The organism is Paraburkholderia ginsengiterrae (assembly GCF_001645125.1).
Lineage (GTDB): Bacteria > Pseudomonadota > Gammaproteobacteria > Burkholderiales > Burkholderiaceae > Paraburkholderia > Paraburkholderia ginsengiterrae.
The window spans coordinates 57,119-71,467 of record NZ_LXKA01000220.1; the positions used below are offsets into that span (position 1 = coordinate 57,119).

Annotated in this window: 12 protein-coding genes; 6 read left to right on the forward strand and 6 right to left on the reverse strand. The window is 61.3% G+C overall.

Annotated features, from left to right (window positions below; translation table 11 throughout):
- Positions 1-2 precede the first annotated feature (2 nt).
- Positions 3-2,603: an aconitate hydratase AcnA gene (gene acnA / locus A6V37_RS16315; RefSeq protein WP_064269316.1), complete on the reverse strand. Its 2,601-nt coding sequence runs from the start codon at positions 2,601-2,603 to the stop codon at positions 3-5.
- A 144-nt stretch (positions 2,604-2,747) separates the two neighbouring features.
- Here acnA and A6V37_RS16320 point away from each other — a divergent pair, with 144 nt between their 5' ends.
- Both A6V37_RS16320 and A6V37_RS16325 read left to right on the forward strand, forming a co-directional pair.
- Entirely contained in the window at positions 2,748-3,755 is a 1,008-nt protein-coding gene (locus A6V37_RS16320; RefSeq protein WP_244174038.1) for a GntR family transcriptional regulator, read from the forward strand.
- A gap of 133 nt (positions 3,756-3,888) precedes the next feature.
- Positions 3,889-5,181 (forward strand): MFS transporter, encoded by a 1,293-nt coding sequence (locus tag A6V37_RS16325; RefSeq protein WP_064269317.1) that lies wholly within the window; start codon positions 3,889-3,891, stop codon positions 5,179-5,181.
- Between the two features lie 225 nt (positions 5,182-5,406).
- On the opposite strand, the gene A6V37_RS39220 is transcribed toward A6V37_RS16325, so the two are convergent.
- The 5 genes from A6V37_RS39220 to A6V37_RS16345 form a co-directional block, all read right to left on the reverse strand.
- Complete coding sequence (locus A6V37_RS39220; RefSeq protein WP_075643507.1) at positions 5,407-5,715, reverse strand: DUF4148 domain-containing protein; 309 nt, start codon at positions 5,713-5,715, stop codon at positions 5,407-5,409.
- Between the two features lie 672 nt (positions 5,716-6,387).
- Positions 6,388-7,848, reverse strand: coding sequence for an epoxide hydrolase family protein (locus tag A6V37_RS16330; protein WP_242665837.1), 1,461 nt, complete (start codon positions 7,846-7,848; stop codon positions 6,388-6,390).
- 63 nt (positions 7,849-7,911) lie between these two features.
- The gene (locus A6V37_RS16335) at positions 7,912-9,243 is read right to left on the reverse strand and encodes an epoxide hydrolase family protein (protein ID WP_064269318.1); all 1,332 of its coding nucleotides are present in this window, start codon (positions 9,241-9,243) and stop codon (positions 7,912-7,914) included.
- A gap of 218 nt (positions 9,244-9,461) precedes the next feature.
- On the reverse strand, positions 9,462-9,845 hold the full coding sequence (locus A6V37_RS16340) for a VOC family protein (protein ID WP_064269319.1): 384 nt from the start codon (positions 9,843-9,845) through the stop codon (positions 9,462-9,464).
- A gap of 653 nt (positions 9,846-10,498) precedes the next feature.
- The gene (locus tag A6V37_RS16345) at positions 10,499-10,999 is read right to left on the reverse strand and encodes a winged helix-turn-helix transcriptional regulator (protein ID WP_064269320.1); all 501 of its coding nucleotides are present in this window, start codon (positions 10,997-10,999) and stop codon (positions 10,499-10,501) included.
- A 228-nt stretch (positions 11,000-11,227) separates the two neighbouring features.
- Here A6V37_RS16345 and A6V37_RS16350 point away from each other — a divergent pair, with 228 nt between their 5' ends.
- From A6V37_RS16350 to A6V37_RS16365, 4 genes are all read left to right on the forward strand, one after another.
- A complete protein-coding gene (locus A6V37_RS16350) occupies positions 11,228-11,878 on the forward strand; it encodes a cysteine hydrolase family protein (RefSeq protein ID WP_064269321.1) in 651 nt (216 codons plus the stop codon).
- The gene (locus A6V37_RS16355) at positions 11,875-13,452 is read left to right on the forward strand and encodes an aldehyde dehydrogenase (NADP(+)) (RefSeq protein ID WP_064286137.1); all 1,578 of its coding nucleotides are present in this window, start codon (positions 11,875-11,877) and stop codon (positions 13,450-13,452) included. Before A6V37_RS16350 ends, A6V37_RS16355 begins: the two co-directional genes overlap by 4 nt.
- Before the next feature lie 96 nt (positions 13,453-13,548).
- Positions 13,549-13,887, forward strand: coding sequence for a DUF4148 domain-containing protein (locus tag A6V37_RS16360; RefSeq protein WP_064269323.1), 339 nt, complete (start codon positions 13,549-13,551; stop codon positions 13,885-13,887).
- A gap of 163 nt (positions 13,888-14,050) precedes the next feature.
- Positions 14,051-14,344, forward strand: a complete 294-nt coding sequence (locus tag A6V37_RS16365; protein ID WP_064269324.1) for a hypothetical protein — start codon at positions 14,051-14,053, stop codon at positions 14,342-14,344.
- Positions 14,345-14,349: the final 5 nt, after the last annotated feature.

A 14,349-nucleotide genomic window follows, 5' to 3' on the forward strand; every position in this document is an offset into this window, starting at 1 on the left:
CCTCAGGCCGCAGCGATGCATTCGTTCGCGATACGTGGCAGCAAACCGCCAGCCTCGAATATCTGCGCTTCTTCAAGTGTGTCGATTCGACACTTCACTGACGTACTGAACGTTTCGCCGTTGCGGCGTCCGATACGCAGCGTCAGAAGGCTACCCGGTTCGATCGCGCCATCGATACCTTCGATCGAAAACGTCTCCGATCCATCGAGCGCCAACGTGCGCCGAGTCACTCCTTCCGAGAATTCGAGCGGCAGCACACCCATGCCGACCAGGTTCGAACGGTGAATGCGCTCGAAGTTTTCGCAGACGACAGCGCGCACTCCGATAAGACGAACGCCTTTCGCGGCCCAGTCCCTGGACGATCCCGCGCCGTAGTTCTTCCCTGCCACGACGATGAGTTCCTGCCCACGCTCCATATAGCGTTCTGCTGCATCGAAGAGACGCATCGTGGTGCCCTCCGGTTCCATCCGGGTGAGGGAGCCTTCCTTCCCACCGGCCATTTCATTGCGCAAGCGGTTGTTCGCAAAGGTCGCCCGAATGGCCACCTTATGATCACCTCGCCGCGTGCCATACGAGTTGAACTCCGCCGCATTGACGCCCTTGGCGATCAGATACTCGCCTGCCGCGCTTTCGGGAAGAATCGCGCCCGACGGCGACAGGTCATCTGTCGTGACGTTGTCTCCGAACACGCCAATGGCGCGCATCTGCTGGAATCGCGCAGGCTGCGTGAGGCTCGCCTGCCAATAGGGCGGGCGGCGGATATAGTTGCTATCTTCGCGCCACGGAAAGCGTGCCGGCACTGCCTCGCTACCTTCCAGCTGGCCGGCTTTGCGAAACATCTCCGCGTAAATGCTCAGGTACTGTTCGCCATGGATGCTCGCCTTGAGTAGCGCGTCGATCTCTTCATCCGTCGGCCATAGATCCTTCAGATACACGGGGTTGCCGTCCTTGTCCGTAGCGACCACACCGTTTTCGATGTCGACATTGATCGTGCCGGCAATCGCATAGGCGACCACCAGCGGCGGTGACGCGAGAAACGCTTCCTTCACCCGCGGATGAATGCGGCCATTGAAATTACGGTTCCCTGAAAGGACAGCGACGGCATGAACATCCCGCTTCACGATGTCCGCTTCGATCTCTTTTGGCAGAGGTCCCGACATACCGTTGCACGACGTGCAGCCGAAGCCGATGATGCCGAAACCAAGCGCCTCGAGCGGCGCCATCAGCTCCGCCTCCCGCAGGTAGCATTCCACCGGTTTCGATCCGGGAGCGAGCGATGTTTTCACCCACGGTTTGCGCTGCAGCCCGAGTGCGACCGCCTTACGGGCGACCAGGCCCGCGGCGATCATGTTGCGCGGGTTCGATGTGTTGGTGCAGCTCGTAATCGCAGCGATGACGATGGCGCCATCGTCGAGTCTGATTTCAGACGACTCTTCCTTCTCGGTGGCGAGTTGCGCAGCCGGTCGAGCGATACCCTGGCTGACGAGCGCTGACAACGGCACACGGTCGTGCGGGTTGGACGGCCCCGCGAGCGCGCGGCCCACACCCGATAGGTCGAACGACAAAGTCCGATCATATTCGGCTTCGGCAAGATCGTCCGCCCATAGACCTTGCGCCTTCGCGTAACTTTCCGTCAGCGCGATCTGTGCATCCGACCGGCCAGTCACACGCATGAAGTCGAGTGTCTTCTCGTCGATCGCAAAGAGCGCTGCGGTGGCGCCGAATTCAGGCGCCATGTTGGAAATGGTTGCCCGGTCGCTCAGGGTCATCGCGCGCGCGCCATCGCCGTAAAACTCGATGATGGTACCGACCACCATCTGCTTACGCAGAAACTCGGTGATGCCCAACACCAGATCGGTCGCCGTCACGCCTGGCTGCCGGAAGCCTTTGAGTTCCACGCCGACGATGGTCGGCAAGCGCAACCACACCGCGCGCCCGAGCATCACTGATTCCGCCTCGATGCCACCCACACCCCAACCCAGCACGCCAAGCGCATTGATCATGGTCGTATGGCTATCCGTGCCGACGAGCGTATCGGGGTAGGCCACGCCGTCTTTCACCTGGATGACTGGCGACAGATATTCGATGTTTACCTGATGCAGGATGCCGTTGCCAGGCATCAGTACGTCAAGATTCGAAAACGCCTGCTTGCACCACGCCAGAAATTCAAAGCGTTCGGCGTTCTTGGTCTGCTCGATCGCCATGTTCTTCGACATCGCTTCAGGGTCGCTCCCGGCAACCTCGACATTCAGCGAATGGTCGACCACGAGATGCGTGGGCACGACGGGGTTGATTGTGGTGGCATCGCCGCCCGCTTCCGCAACCGCGTCGCGCATACCCGCAAGATCGACCAGCGCCGGGGTGCCGAGCAGATCCTGCAAGACGACGCGCGCCGGATAGTAAGGAAAGTCGACGTCGTGACAACGCGCGGCCAGCGCCTGCAAATAGCGCGCGGCGTCCGCGGCAGGCTGCCGGCGTACGACGTTCTCTGCGAACACCCGCACGCAATACGGCATGCGGGCGAACTGCGCCGCGTCGAGAGACGACATCGCGTCGACGACGCTGACAAATTCGACGGTCTGATTGGGAATGGTGCGGGACATCGGGGTTTTCTCCAGGGCAATGCAGGGCTGCTTGCGTTTCGATGTTGTGCATTCTATGATCATAAAACGCAATAGGCAAACAACCTTGTGCTCGGTGGTTACCCTGGCGCAACTCGAAACCGGCAGTCACCGGAGAAGCAGGCAATGGCAAAATCGCAGATCGGTCTTTCAGATGCATCGCCTTACCGGGCGGTCGTGAACGGCCGTCCTTTGCCCGCGATCCCCATGCGCTCCTCCGAAGACACCACCACTGCGGCCCTGACCCCGCTACAAACCCGCGTGACGCGGGAGATACTTGCGCTGGCAAGGCGTGAAGATCTCGCCATCGGCGACCGCCTCGCCGAATCGATTCTTGCGGAGAAAATCGGCACGTCGCGCACACCGGTAAACGTGGCCCTGCACCATCTCGTGACGCTCGGGGTGGTCTACTACGACGCCAATCGCGGCTTCTTCATGGCCAAGCCCGCCCGCGACGTGACGGATGTGGCGGCGCCGTTTTTTGAGGAGCCAGACGATCCGCTGTACCTGAAGATCGCCGAGGACCGTCTTGCGCATCGGCTGCCCGACGTCCTGTCCGAAGCCGATCTGATGCGGCAATACGAGGTCTCGCGCAGCGAACTGCGGCGCGTGCTCTCCCGCATGCAGGAAGAAGGCTGGCTCGAGCGCCAGGTGGGCCACGGCTGGCAGTTCATGCCGATGATCGATTCGGTCGACGCCTACGAGGAAAGCTATCTTTTCCGGGCGGCCATCGAGCCGACTGGCGTCATGTCGCCGACCTTCAGCGCGAATCGCGTCGAACTGGAGGAATTGCGGCGCCGGCAGCGCTTTATCGCCGAAGGCGGCTATCTGTCGATGAATTCGGTCGAGCTGTTCGAGGCGATCAGCGAGTTTCACGAAACGATCGCCAAATGGTCCGGCAACCGTTTCATCGCCCAGTCGGTACGGCGCATGGACCGCCTGCGGCGACTCGTCGAGTACCGTCAGGCAAGAGCGCGCAAACCTCGTCAGGAGCAGGCATTGGAACACCTCGCCATTCTCGACGCGATTGCGCAGCACGACCTGTTGCGCGCCGCCGCTCTATTGCGGGATCACATTGAAGGTGCACGGCGTGCCAAGGTGCATGCGCAGGAGATCTTCACACCGCACGCCTGATTTACCGCAGCAGTTACGATCGCGCGGCCGCCCGGCCGCTTTTCTTTGACCATCATTGCGTTTTATATTCACAAAACGCTTTTATTGCCGTTTGTCAGAGGCACGAGATTCTCAAGAATCTACGGAGACAACCATGTCGTATCGCCGAGGCTGGATCGCCCTCTTTCTCTTTTCACTTTCGATGATCAACTATATGGACCGCATCGCCCTGTCGATCGCGGCCAAACCGATCGCGAGCGAATTCAAGCTGACCGCGGTCGGCATGGGGTATCTGTTTTCTTCGTTCATCTGGAGTTACGCGCTCTTCCTGTTGCCGATGGGCGTTCTCATCGACCGTTTCGGCACCAAACGCATGGCCGGAGTAGGTATCTTCGTCTGGTCCGCGGCAACGGCATTGACTGGTGTCGCTTCCAGCTTCTTCGGTTTGATGGCCGCACGGCTGGTGATGGGAGCGGGGGAATCGACGAGCAATCCGGTGGGCGCGAAGGTCATCCGCCAGTGGATCCCCGCAAACGAACGGGGGATGGTCACCTCGATGTTCAACAGCGGTTCCTATGCGGGACCAGCGATCTGCTCCGTCATGCTCGGCTCGCTAATAGCATTGTTTGGTTGGCGTATATCGTTTGTCGTCGCGGGTGCGACCGGCTTTGTCTGGCTCGCGGCGTGGCTGATGTTCTTCGACGCGCCCGAGAAAGTGCGTTGGTTGAAAAACGAGGAACGCGACAAGATTGTGCGCGAGCGGGATTCGAAACCCGCCTTCACGTCTGACGCTGTGCCTCAGCCCTCGGGTCTGCTGTCGTTGCTGCGCACACCGACCCTCTGGGGACTCGCGATTACCCAAGGCTGTAACGTCTATACGCAGTATCTGTTTTTGACCTGGTTGCCGAGCTATCTGCAGACCAGTCGGCACCTGAGCATCACCCACACGGGACTATTCTCCGCTGTGCCGTATGCCGCGGCCGTCGTGCTTTGCATTCTGGTCGGCCGCCTAAGCGATCAATACCTCAAGAAGAGCGGCGTGGGCACGGGTCGCCGCCGTAATGCTGTTGCACTCGCCATGCTGACAGGCGCAGCTATCCTCGCCGTGCCATTTACGTCGAACCTGATTGCACTCCTGCTGGTTTTTTCGATCACGCTAACCGGAATCGCCTCCACCACGTCATTAAACTTCGCCTTGCTGAACGATCTTCTTCCGAACTCGCGCGATGTGGCCAAGGCGATGGCCTTCGTTGTCGTCGGCGGCAACATCTTCGGCATGATTGCCCCGATCGCAACGGGCTACGTGATCAACGCGACGGGCAGTTATGACTGGGCATTCGGCATCGCGGGCATCCTTCTGCTCGTCGGCGCAACGGTCGTGCTCACCATGACGCGCTCGCCAATGGCAGTCAATCGCGGTGCTTCAACTACGCGGGTCACGGTGTAACGGTTGAATGTTGCCGTGCCGGCGGCGACGGGCTCGTTCACAGTCGCAGGCAATTTTTCTCCAATGTCGGACCAGTGGACAATCAAAACTGTGCCGCGTCGGATGAACTCGTTGCCCGCGGACCATTGGATGAGTTCCACCGCACGCGCCAAGGGATCACTGCCGCGATGCGACGTGCAGTTAATACGCGCTCGGCCTGGAGTGGTCCGCATTCGCCTTGGCTTCTCAACTGGGTTGAGGCTGCTGGCACTCCGTTTGGAACCAGTAGTCGACCAGCCGCTGTGCCGCTTGTAGGTCATCCGGGTAATATGGGTCATACCAAGGTGACGGGTCGTAGCCCGCTTTCCTCAGGGCAGCCAGTTCGCTATGGTGTTGCGCCATCGTAGGGGGCGCGTTGGTCCTGAGCGCCGCTAGGTCGCGGCACTCTGTTGGACTGAGGTGCGGCCCGGCATACGGCCTGCCGCCGACGGCGCAGCCGGCGAGCAAAAGCACCAGAGTGGGAAGTATTGACCTTGTTCCAGGCGCTCTTCGCATAGTACGTGTCCTTCACTACGATGGTGGCAGCCCGCCCGGTGGCATGCGGCCGCACCCGGCGTCTCGTCGTCAAGTCGTTTCGTCCTTCGAGTGACGATGCCGTCGTGCTGCCGGCTGATACCTAGGAGCGCGACATGGCCGAACAGCACAAACCCGGCGGGAAGGATCAGACGTCTGGGACCCTTCTGCTGATCTGACTTGCGACACGCAAGCATTGTTCCCGCCCCGCTATTAGCAGTGTAGATCAGCAAAGCGCGCCGCGAATGCTCACGCGAGGTCCGCATCCGTGCCTCGGCTGCCCGAAAGTCTCTGTTCGACCCTCTTCGGCCGTTGGAACTGGCGCGACGTGAACGGCGGCTTCAGAGGGCACAGCGGTCATTGATCTTGTCGAGTCACTCGGTAGATCAAGCGAGCAAATGAGGTACCCGGGCAGCAAGACAAAGCGGCGATCTGGAATGGGTCATTCCGGCGCGCACGTGCCGGTGGGCCTCGGTGCGGCCGATGCCTGCGGGCTGCTGCATCGGCGAGAACGCTAGGCTGTTTCCGATGATCAGAACCGGCGGCCGCAATGATTCGATTCGATTTCATATGGGGATCCTGTAATTGCATTGGAGCCCCGGCGGCATCTGGACCTTGAATCCCGAAGCGCCGAGCCCTCCGCGCTTTGGGACGTCACTCGTTGCGCAGCGGCCTGAAGGCCGCGCGTAGCTCTTCGGCGAAGAGCCGGGGCTGCTCCCACGCGGCAAAGTGGCCGCCCTTATCGAGCTTGTTGTAATGGATGAGCCTGGGATAGGCCCTCTCCGTCCAGCTCCGCGGTGCCGCATAGATCTCGTCAGGAAAGACGCTCACGGCCACCGGGATGGTGACGTGCTTCGGGGCGAAGAAGTCGAGCTTGTTGTCCCAATAGAGACGAGCCGAAGAGACCGCCGTGTTCGTCAGCCAGTAGAGCGTGATGTTGTCGAGTATGTCGTCTCGCGTCAGGCCTTCGCTCTGACCGTCGAAGACGCGCGCAATGAGCGCATAGCTGCGCGCGTCGTGATCGAGCATCCACGCGGCGAGGCCAACAGGCGAGTCCTCGATTCCGTACAGCGTCTGCGGGCGATTTGCCATCTCCTGGGCGTAGCCCAGGCCATGCCTGTAGAAGAAATCGAGCTGGTCGTAGGCATGCTTCTCGTCGGACGAGAGGCCGGCCGGCGGGGGACCGCCCAACTGAAGTGCCTTTGCGACATCGTCCGGCACAGTAGCGGGCATATTGGTGTGAATGCCGAGCAATTCTGGTGGCGCCTGCAGTGCCATCTGCTCCGATACCGCATCACCCCAATCGCCGCCCTGCGCCACAAACTGTTTATATCCGAGGCGCTTCATCAGCACGGTCCACGCGCGTGCGATGTGAGCAGGGTCCCAACCGGGTGTGGTGGGCTGCCCTGAAAACCCGTAGCCTGGCAGCGACGGAATCACCACGTCGAAAGCGTCCGATGCACGCCCGCCATGGGCCGTTGGATTCGTCAGCGGATCGATGATCTTCAACTGCTCGACGATCGAGCCTGGCCACCCGTGCGTGATGATCACCGGCAACGCATTCCTGTTCTTCGAGCGAACATGGATGAAGTGAATGTCCACCCCGTCGATGGTCGTCACGAACTGCGGCAAGGCATTCAGCCTTGCTTCGACCTTGCGCCAGTCGTAATCCGACTGCCAATAACTCGCTAGCTCCCGCATCGTTGCAAGCTGCACGCCTTGCGACGCATCCGTTACCGTTCCCTGTCTGGGCCACTTTGTCCCGGCGATCCGCCGACGCAGGTCCGCGAGAGCCTCGTCGGACACGTGGATTTTTGGGAACGGACGGATCGACGTGTCGTCTGCGCTCGACGCCGCTGCGGCGACCCCGATCACGGAGGCCTGCGCCGTCGCTGCGCCGGAGTTCGAGGTGATGGGCGGCTGGGCAGCGACTTCTACGCCACCGGACGCAGGAAGTGTTGTCTCGGCGTGCGCGGCGACCGCGGGAAGAACAATGCCGATGGCTGCCGCGACCCATGCGGAAACCGCAAGACGACTGCGTCTGCCAATCAGCGAATAAAGTCCGAACATGATCAATCTCCTGAGCGGCGCAAGGCAGCAGAAGGCTGCCGACACGCCTTTAGAATTCGTGGGGTGAGGACGCGGACGGCGAGGGGAAGACCGTCCGCGTCCACTAGCTCAGCGCAGCGGCCTGAACGCCGCCCTAAGTTCCTGAGCGAAGATCGTCGGCTGCTCCCACGCGGCGAAGTGGCCGCCTTTCTCGGCCCGGTGGTAGTAGACCAGGTTGGGGTAGGCCTTCTCTGTCCAGCTCCGCGGCGCCTGATATTGCTCGCCGGGGAACACGCTCACGGCCACCGGGATCTTGACGCCCTTGGCGTTAAAAAAGCCGCCCTTGTATTCCCAGTAGAGACGAGACGCGGATACTCCGGTATTGGTCAGCCAGTACAGCGTGATGTTGTCGAGGATCTCGTCACGCGTCAGTTCGCCAGTGGCGCTCGTGGTCCGGTTCAGAGCCGAGACGACCGCCGCGGCCGGCTGGCCATCGGCATCGTTGTGGTCGAGCAGCCACGCGGCCAGGCCGACGGGTGAATCGGCAATGCCGTAGAGCGTCTGCGGACGCGATCCCATCAACCGGGCGTAGTCCACTTCCTTGAACGTCAGGGCGAGCTGCTCGTAGGCGCGCTTCTCCTCCGCTGACAGGCCGGCTGGCGCCGGGGCGCCGATCTGGAGCGCCTTGTCGACGTCGGCTGGAACCGTCGCGGGCATATTGGTGTGGATGCCGAGCAAACCCGTGGGCGCCTGCAAGCCCATCTGGTCGACGACAAACGCACCCCAGTCACCGCCCTGGGCGACGTAGCGCGTGTAGCCGAGGCGCTTCATCAATACTGCCCACGCCTTGGCCATGCGCTCGGGACCCCAGCCGGTGGCCGTCGGCTTGCCTGAAAACCCATAGCCCGGCATCGACGGAATCACCACGTGGAAAGCGTCCGATACGCTCGCGCCATGGGCTTTGGGATTGGTCAACGGATCGATGATCTTCAGCTGCTCGATGATCGAGCCGGGCCATCCGTGGTTGACGACCAGCGGCAAGGCATTTTCATGCTTCGAACGAACGTGAATGAAGTGAATGTTCAGCCCATCGATTTCAGTGATGTACTGCGGCAGTGCGTTCAGCTTCGCCTCAACCTTGCGCCAGTCGTAGTCCGTCGCCCAATAGCGAGCGAGTGCCTGCATGGTCGCGAGCGGCACGCCTTGGGAGTCATCCGAAACCGTTTCCCGTTCAGGCCAATTTGCTTCCCTGATGCGCCGACACAATTCGACAAGCTTCGATTCCGGAAAATGCACATGAAACGGATAAACGGCAACCCCGTCACTGCCCGGATGTGGCGCACCGGTAGTCAGGGCTCTTGCATTCTGTGAAAGACCGAAAAGTCCGAGCGATCCCGCGGTAATGCTTGCCGCCGCAGCTGCGGAAAAGCGACGACGCTTGAAGTTGGGCTCATCTTGCATGACAAATTCCTCGGTAAGTGGATAGATTAAGGAGTCCTGATACTCAGTGGCGTTTCCCCACTGAGTGCACAGCTTGTAAGTGGATTGGCTGGCCGGTTATCGGTTGATGCGATATCCGGAATGGGTCCGCCCGCGCTTCGTGGCGGACTTGCGGCAGGGGCCGTTGAATGCCCCGTGGCTAAAGACGTTCGGACGAGCCTTCGTCGCTGTCGACCCCGTCAGACAGGCATGCGATACAGGGCGCAGAGCTTGTTGCCATCCGGATCTCGCACATAGGCGAGATACAGCGGACCCGCTTCGGTGTCGCGTACCCCAGGCGGGTTCTCGACCGATTTGCCGCCGTTGGCGAGCGCGACGGCATGCAGGGCTTCCACCTGCTCGGTCGACTGGCAAGTGAAGCCGATCGTGCCGCCATTGGCAGGGGTGGCCGGCCGGCCATCCAGCGGCCGGGTCACGATGAACACGGCATTGTCGGAGAGATAGATATAGTCGCCTATGGCCCGGAGCAGGCCTTTGCCATAGCCGAGTGTGCCCAGAACGGCATCGTAGAATTGCTTGGCTCTTTCCAGGTCGTTGGTGCCGACCACTACATGACTGAACATCCCTTTGTCCTCCTTAGGATTCGGAAAGTCATTGAGTACAAAGTTGCTTCTCGCAGTGGCGCCGACTGCTCAAGACGGACGGTGCGTGACGTCTCACACATCGGTACGTTCGAGTATAACTATGAAAAACATAGTGTCAAGAAAAACAATGCTTTGCGGTGATTCGTGCTCAAACGGTAGTTGGACCGAGGTGGTGTCGCAGCTGCGATAGCAGCGACCGACGACCGATGAAACCGCGCGAGATCAGGGGTGGCGCCGGCGATGGAAAAGGCGGAGACGGTATCCAGTGGCAGTGCACTCACCGTTGCCGAAGGCGTGTGAAAAAGCGAAGAGGATTTGATACAGCCGCCGCCAATAGCATGAGCGACGCTACATCGGCGGTGCGGCGGACGATCTGCAGGTCGGGAATGCGCTGCGCGTGTCGCGGGAGGTTCGGGGAGCGTGAAGGTGGCGGGATCAGTCGAAGACCGCCTCAGTTGAACGGCGACCTTGTAACTTCAATTGACCGAGCGGAAGGTGTGCCAAGTGCCGGATATCAAGAGTCAGCCGGTAACCGGCCGATTCGCTTCTGGACTTCTGTTCCCGTCAGAGTGAGGCGTGCTCTCATGGCACAGGCGTCATGGGTGTCTCGTGCCGCCTTTCGTGATTTCCCGTCATTTCCGCGTGAAGGAAGCACGTCGCGCTGCTCGTTCCGTCGCGTAATCGTTGCCCATTGAGCCGTCCAGGTCCTTGCGCTCGACTGGCTTCCCGCAGTGCGGGCATACGTTGGCAAGCCCGACGTCGTGACCGCATTCGCGATGCACGAAATGCATCGCCACTTCCTCATCCGTATCCTTGCACCAAATTTCACCCCATGCGCGCAGCGCGTAGATCACAGGATGGAACGCCCACCCCTTGTCCGTCAGGCGGTATTCGTAGCGCAACGGCTTGTCACTATACGGCTGACGTTCGACCATGCCATCCGCTTCAAGCGCCTTCAGCCGTGAGGCCATCATCTGTGGCGTTGCTTCGGTCTGGATCTGTATCTCCTCGAACCGCGTTGCGCCCATGTACAGCTCCCGCAGTACCAGGATCGTCCAGCGGTCGCCCACCACATCGACCGAGCGCGCCACTGGGCACACCGTATCCGCCTTCTCATCCGTTGCCGATGCCATGATGACGCTCCAATAGTAACTATTAATTTCATAGTATCACGGTCCACGCGTTTGTGCTTGTGCTTGTCGCGTCAGTTCGCCCGGATGTCTTGTAGCTCTTGACACTATGAAATTCATAGTTATACTGGCTCGTACCGATGCGCGAGACGTCACGCATCCCAAACCAGGCAGTCGGGCGCCACTGCGACACGCGACCCCGGTCGCATATGTTTCTGAAGGAGTACTGAAATGTCTAATCCTCTCTATCACACGGCGCGAACCGGCCTGTTGCTGGTGGATCCGTACAACGATTTCCTTTCCCATGGAGGCAAGGTCTTCCCGCTGCTCAGGGACGTTGCTGACGACGTCCGCCTGCTCGACAACCTGCGCGCATCGGTGGCGGCCGCACGCTCGGCGGGCATCCAGGTGTTCTATGTACCGCATCGGCGCTGGCAGCCCGGCGACTACGACAACTGGGACCACCCGAATCCGACGCAACGTCTGATACAGCAACGTCATACCTTCGCGAAGGGTACATGGGGTGGAGAATGGCATCCGGATTTCGTGCCGCAGGACGGCGACATCATCATCCAGGAACACTGGGGGCAGAGCGGGTTCGCCAATACCGACCTCGACTTCCAGCTCAAGCAGCAAGGCATTACGCAAGTGATCGTGGTGGGCCTTCTGGCAAACACCTGCATCGAATCCACGGCGCGCTTTGCCATGGAACTCGGCTATCACGTGACGCTCGTGCGCGATGCGACGGCAGCCTTCAGCAAGGAGATGATGCACGCCGCGCACCATCTGAACGGGCCAACGTTTGCCCATGAAATCCTGACGACGTCCGAACTGGTTGCCGCCCTGCCTGTGGCAACGGAAACGCAAGGGAGCCCAGCGTGAAACTGACCGGCAATCTCCTGATTGGCGCACAGGAAATTCGCGCCACGGCGGGCGCGATGCAGGCGCTCAATCCCGCAACCAATCTCAATTTCGCGCCTGACTTCGTCTTTGGCGGCATCGAAGAAGTCGACCGCGCGGTGCAACTGGCCGACGAAGCGTTCGACAGCTACAACGACACGAGCCTGGCAGTCCGTGCGGCGTTCCTGGAGCGCATTGCCGATGGGCTCGACGCCAATGCCCCGGCACTGGCCCTACGCGCCGCGCTGGAGACCGGCTTGCCGGCCGCGCAGCTCGAAGCGGAGGCCGCTAGGGCGGCCACGCAGTTCCGGCAGTTCGCCACGGTCGTGCGTCAGGGACGCTTTCGACAGGCAACGGTCGATCCCGCCCAGCCAGAGCGTCTACCTCGGCCACGCATGGATCACCGTATGCAGAAGATCGGCCTCGGTCCGATTGCCATCTTCGGGGCAAGCAATTTCCCGATCTCGTACTCAGTCGCGGGCGGCGACACGGCGTCCGCGCTGGCGGCCGGCTGTCCCGTCATCCTGAAGGCGCACAACGCCCATCCGGGCGCATCGGAAATCATGGGCCGCGTCATCCAGCAGGCCGTTAAGGACTCGGGCCTGCGTGAAGGCGTCTTCTCCCTGGTGCGCGGCGACGGCAATGCGATCGGCGAAGCGCTGGTCGATCATCCGCTGATCAAGGGCGTGACCTTCACAGGTTCCGAGGCGGGCGGCATGGCGCTATTCCGGCGCGCCCAGCAGCGTCCGGATCCGATCCCCGTCTTCACGGAAATGACCAGCGTCAATCCCACCTTCGTGCTGCCCATCGCGCTCTTCTCGCGTGGCAGCGAGATTGGCGACGGCTTCGCCGAACGCATGCTGGTGAACGTAGGCCAGGCTTGCCTGAAGCCCGCGATCCTGCTGGCCGTCGACGGCATCGGCTACAGCGAACTGAAGGAAGCGCTGATTGCCCGCATCAACGCGATGCCCTCTCGCACCATGCTGACACCCGGCATCAACATGGCGTACCAGAAGAATGTGGCCCGTCAGCTCGCCGCGGGGGCGAAACAGATCGCGGCGGGTGGTCCTCCCCAAGGCGAGTGGGATGGGCAGGCATTCCTCTTCGAGGTTGACGGCTCGCGCCTGCTTGAAGAGCCGGCATTGTCGGAAGAGGTCTTCGGCCCTGCGGCACTGCTGGTGCGCGTACGGGACGACGAGCAACTGATCGCCCTCGCCAGGCAGTTCCGTGGCCAGCTCTCGGCGACGATGCATATCGAACGCCCCGATCATGCGCTGGCTGCGCGGCTCTTGCCGGTCCTGCAACGCCGCACTGGCCGCATCGTCATCAATGCCTTCGCGCATCCGCAGGAAGTGTCCTGCGCATCGATTCACGGCGGCCCGTTTCCGGCGTCCTCCGATAGCCGTTTCACGTCGGTTGGCATGAGCGCGATCGAACGTTTCCTGCGGCCCGTCTGCTACCAAGGCTTCCCCGACGAGTTGTTGCCGGAGGCGCTCCGGCACGACAACCCGCGCGGCCTCTGGCGGCTGGTGGACGGCGAACCGTCGAAGGCCTGATGCCAACAGGCACCCGCCCGCACCATCGCTGCGCGGGTGCAAATCCCTAACCCGTTAATTCGTTGCGGACGTCAACGTTTCTAAAAGGTGCTCAACATGACTCGCATTTATCAAGCATTCCTTATCGTGGCTACACTTGGTCTGCCGATTGCCAGCCACGCCCAATCCCAATCGACGGTAACGCGCGCCCAGGTTCGCGCCGAACTCGTCGCTGCGGAACAGTCCGGCCAGATTCCGCAGAGCAACACGCGCTATCCGGAACCCGCGAACTACTCGGTCGCGGCGCCCCATGTGTTCCATCGCTCGCACGATGTCACTACAACGTCCTATGGTCCGTCGATGAACGGCAGTGCCGAGTCGGGTTTCCGCGCGACGCGCGACCGTTCGTTCGCCACTGCGCCGATCGGGTTCGACGACATCTATCGTGGCCAGTAACGTACCGCTTTCGACACGTGCAAGGAGACACCCATGTCCGCCGCGCTGACGCTGCGCTTCGCGAGTGAAGCGACGTGGCCGGAGCGCGGTCGGCTGGCGGCTGCAGGCGGCTGTGCGCGAGCGTCTTTCACTTGGAAAGCTATTCTGACGCAGGAGATATCCAATGCAATTTCTTGTTCTGGTTTCCCTCACCACTCCCACCCCCATGGACGCGCCCACACAGGAAGAGCGCGAAGCCGAGTCGGAGGTCATCCGGCAACTCTACCGCGATGGCATCGTCAGGCAGATCTGGCTGCGCGGCGATGGTGGCGCATGCATCATCGCGGAAGGCGATGCTCCACAAACTCTGGATGCTGTCTTCTCTGCCCTGCCCCTGGTGAAGTCCGGCTTCCTTCAGCCTCCGAAGGTCATTGCACTGAAGGCATATTCGGGGTTCGGGCCCAGGGCTACGCCATGAGGCCG

Coding starts and splice junctions, on each gene's coding strand:
- acnA (WP_064269316.1), bottom strand. CDS start 2,603: ATGTCCCGCACCATTCCCAATCAGACCGTCGAATTTGTCAGCGTCGTC.
- A6V37_RS16320 (WP_244174038.1), top strand. CDS start 2,748: ATGGCAAAATCGCAGATCGGTCTTTCAGATGCATCGCCTTACCGGGCG.
- A6V37_RS16325 (WP_064269317.1), top strand. CDS start 3,889: ATGTCGTATCGCCGAGGCTGGATCGCCCTCTTTCTCTTTTCACTTTCG.
- A6V37_RS39220 (WP_075643507.1), bottom strand. CDS start 5,715: ATGCGAAGAGCGCCTGGAACAAGGTCAATACTTCCCACTCTGGTGCTT.
- A6V37_RS16335 (WP_064269318.1), bottom strand. CDS start 9,243: ATGCAAGATGAGCCCAACTTCAAGCGTCGTCGCTTTTCCGCAGCTGCG.
- A6V37_RS16340 (WP_064269319.1), bottom strand. CDS start 9,845: ATGTTCAGTCATGTAGTGGTCGGCACCAACGACCTGGAAAGAGCCAAG.
- A6V37_RS16345 (WP_064269320.1), bottom strand. CDS start 10,999: ATGGCATCGGCAACGGATGAGAAGGCGGATACGGTGTGCCCAGTGGCG.
- A6V37_RS16350 (WP_064269321.1), top strand. CDS start 11,228: ATGTCTAATCCTCTCTATCACACGGCGCGAACCGGCCTGTTGCTGGTG.
- A6V37_RS16360 (WP_064269323.1), top strand. CDS start 13,549: ATGACTCGCATTTATCAAGCATTCCTTATCGTGGCTACACTTGGTCTG.
- A6V37_RS16365 (WP_064269324.1), top strand. CDS start 14,051: ATGCAATTTCTTGTTCTGGTTTCCCTCACCACTCCCACCCCCATGGAC.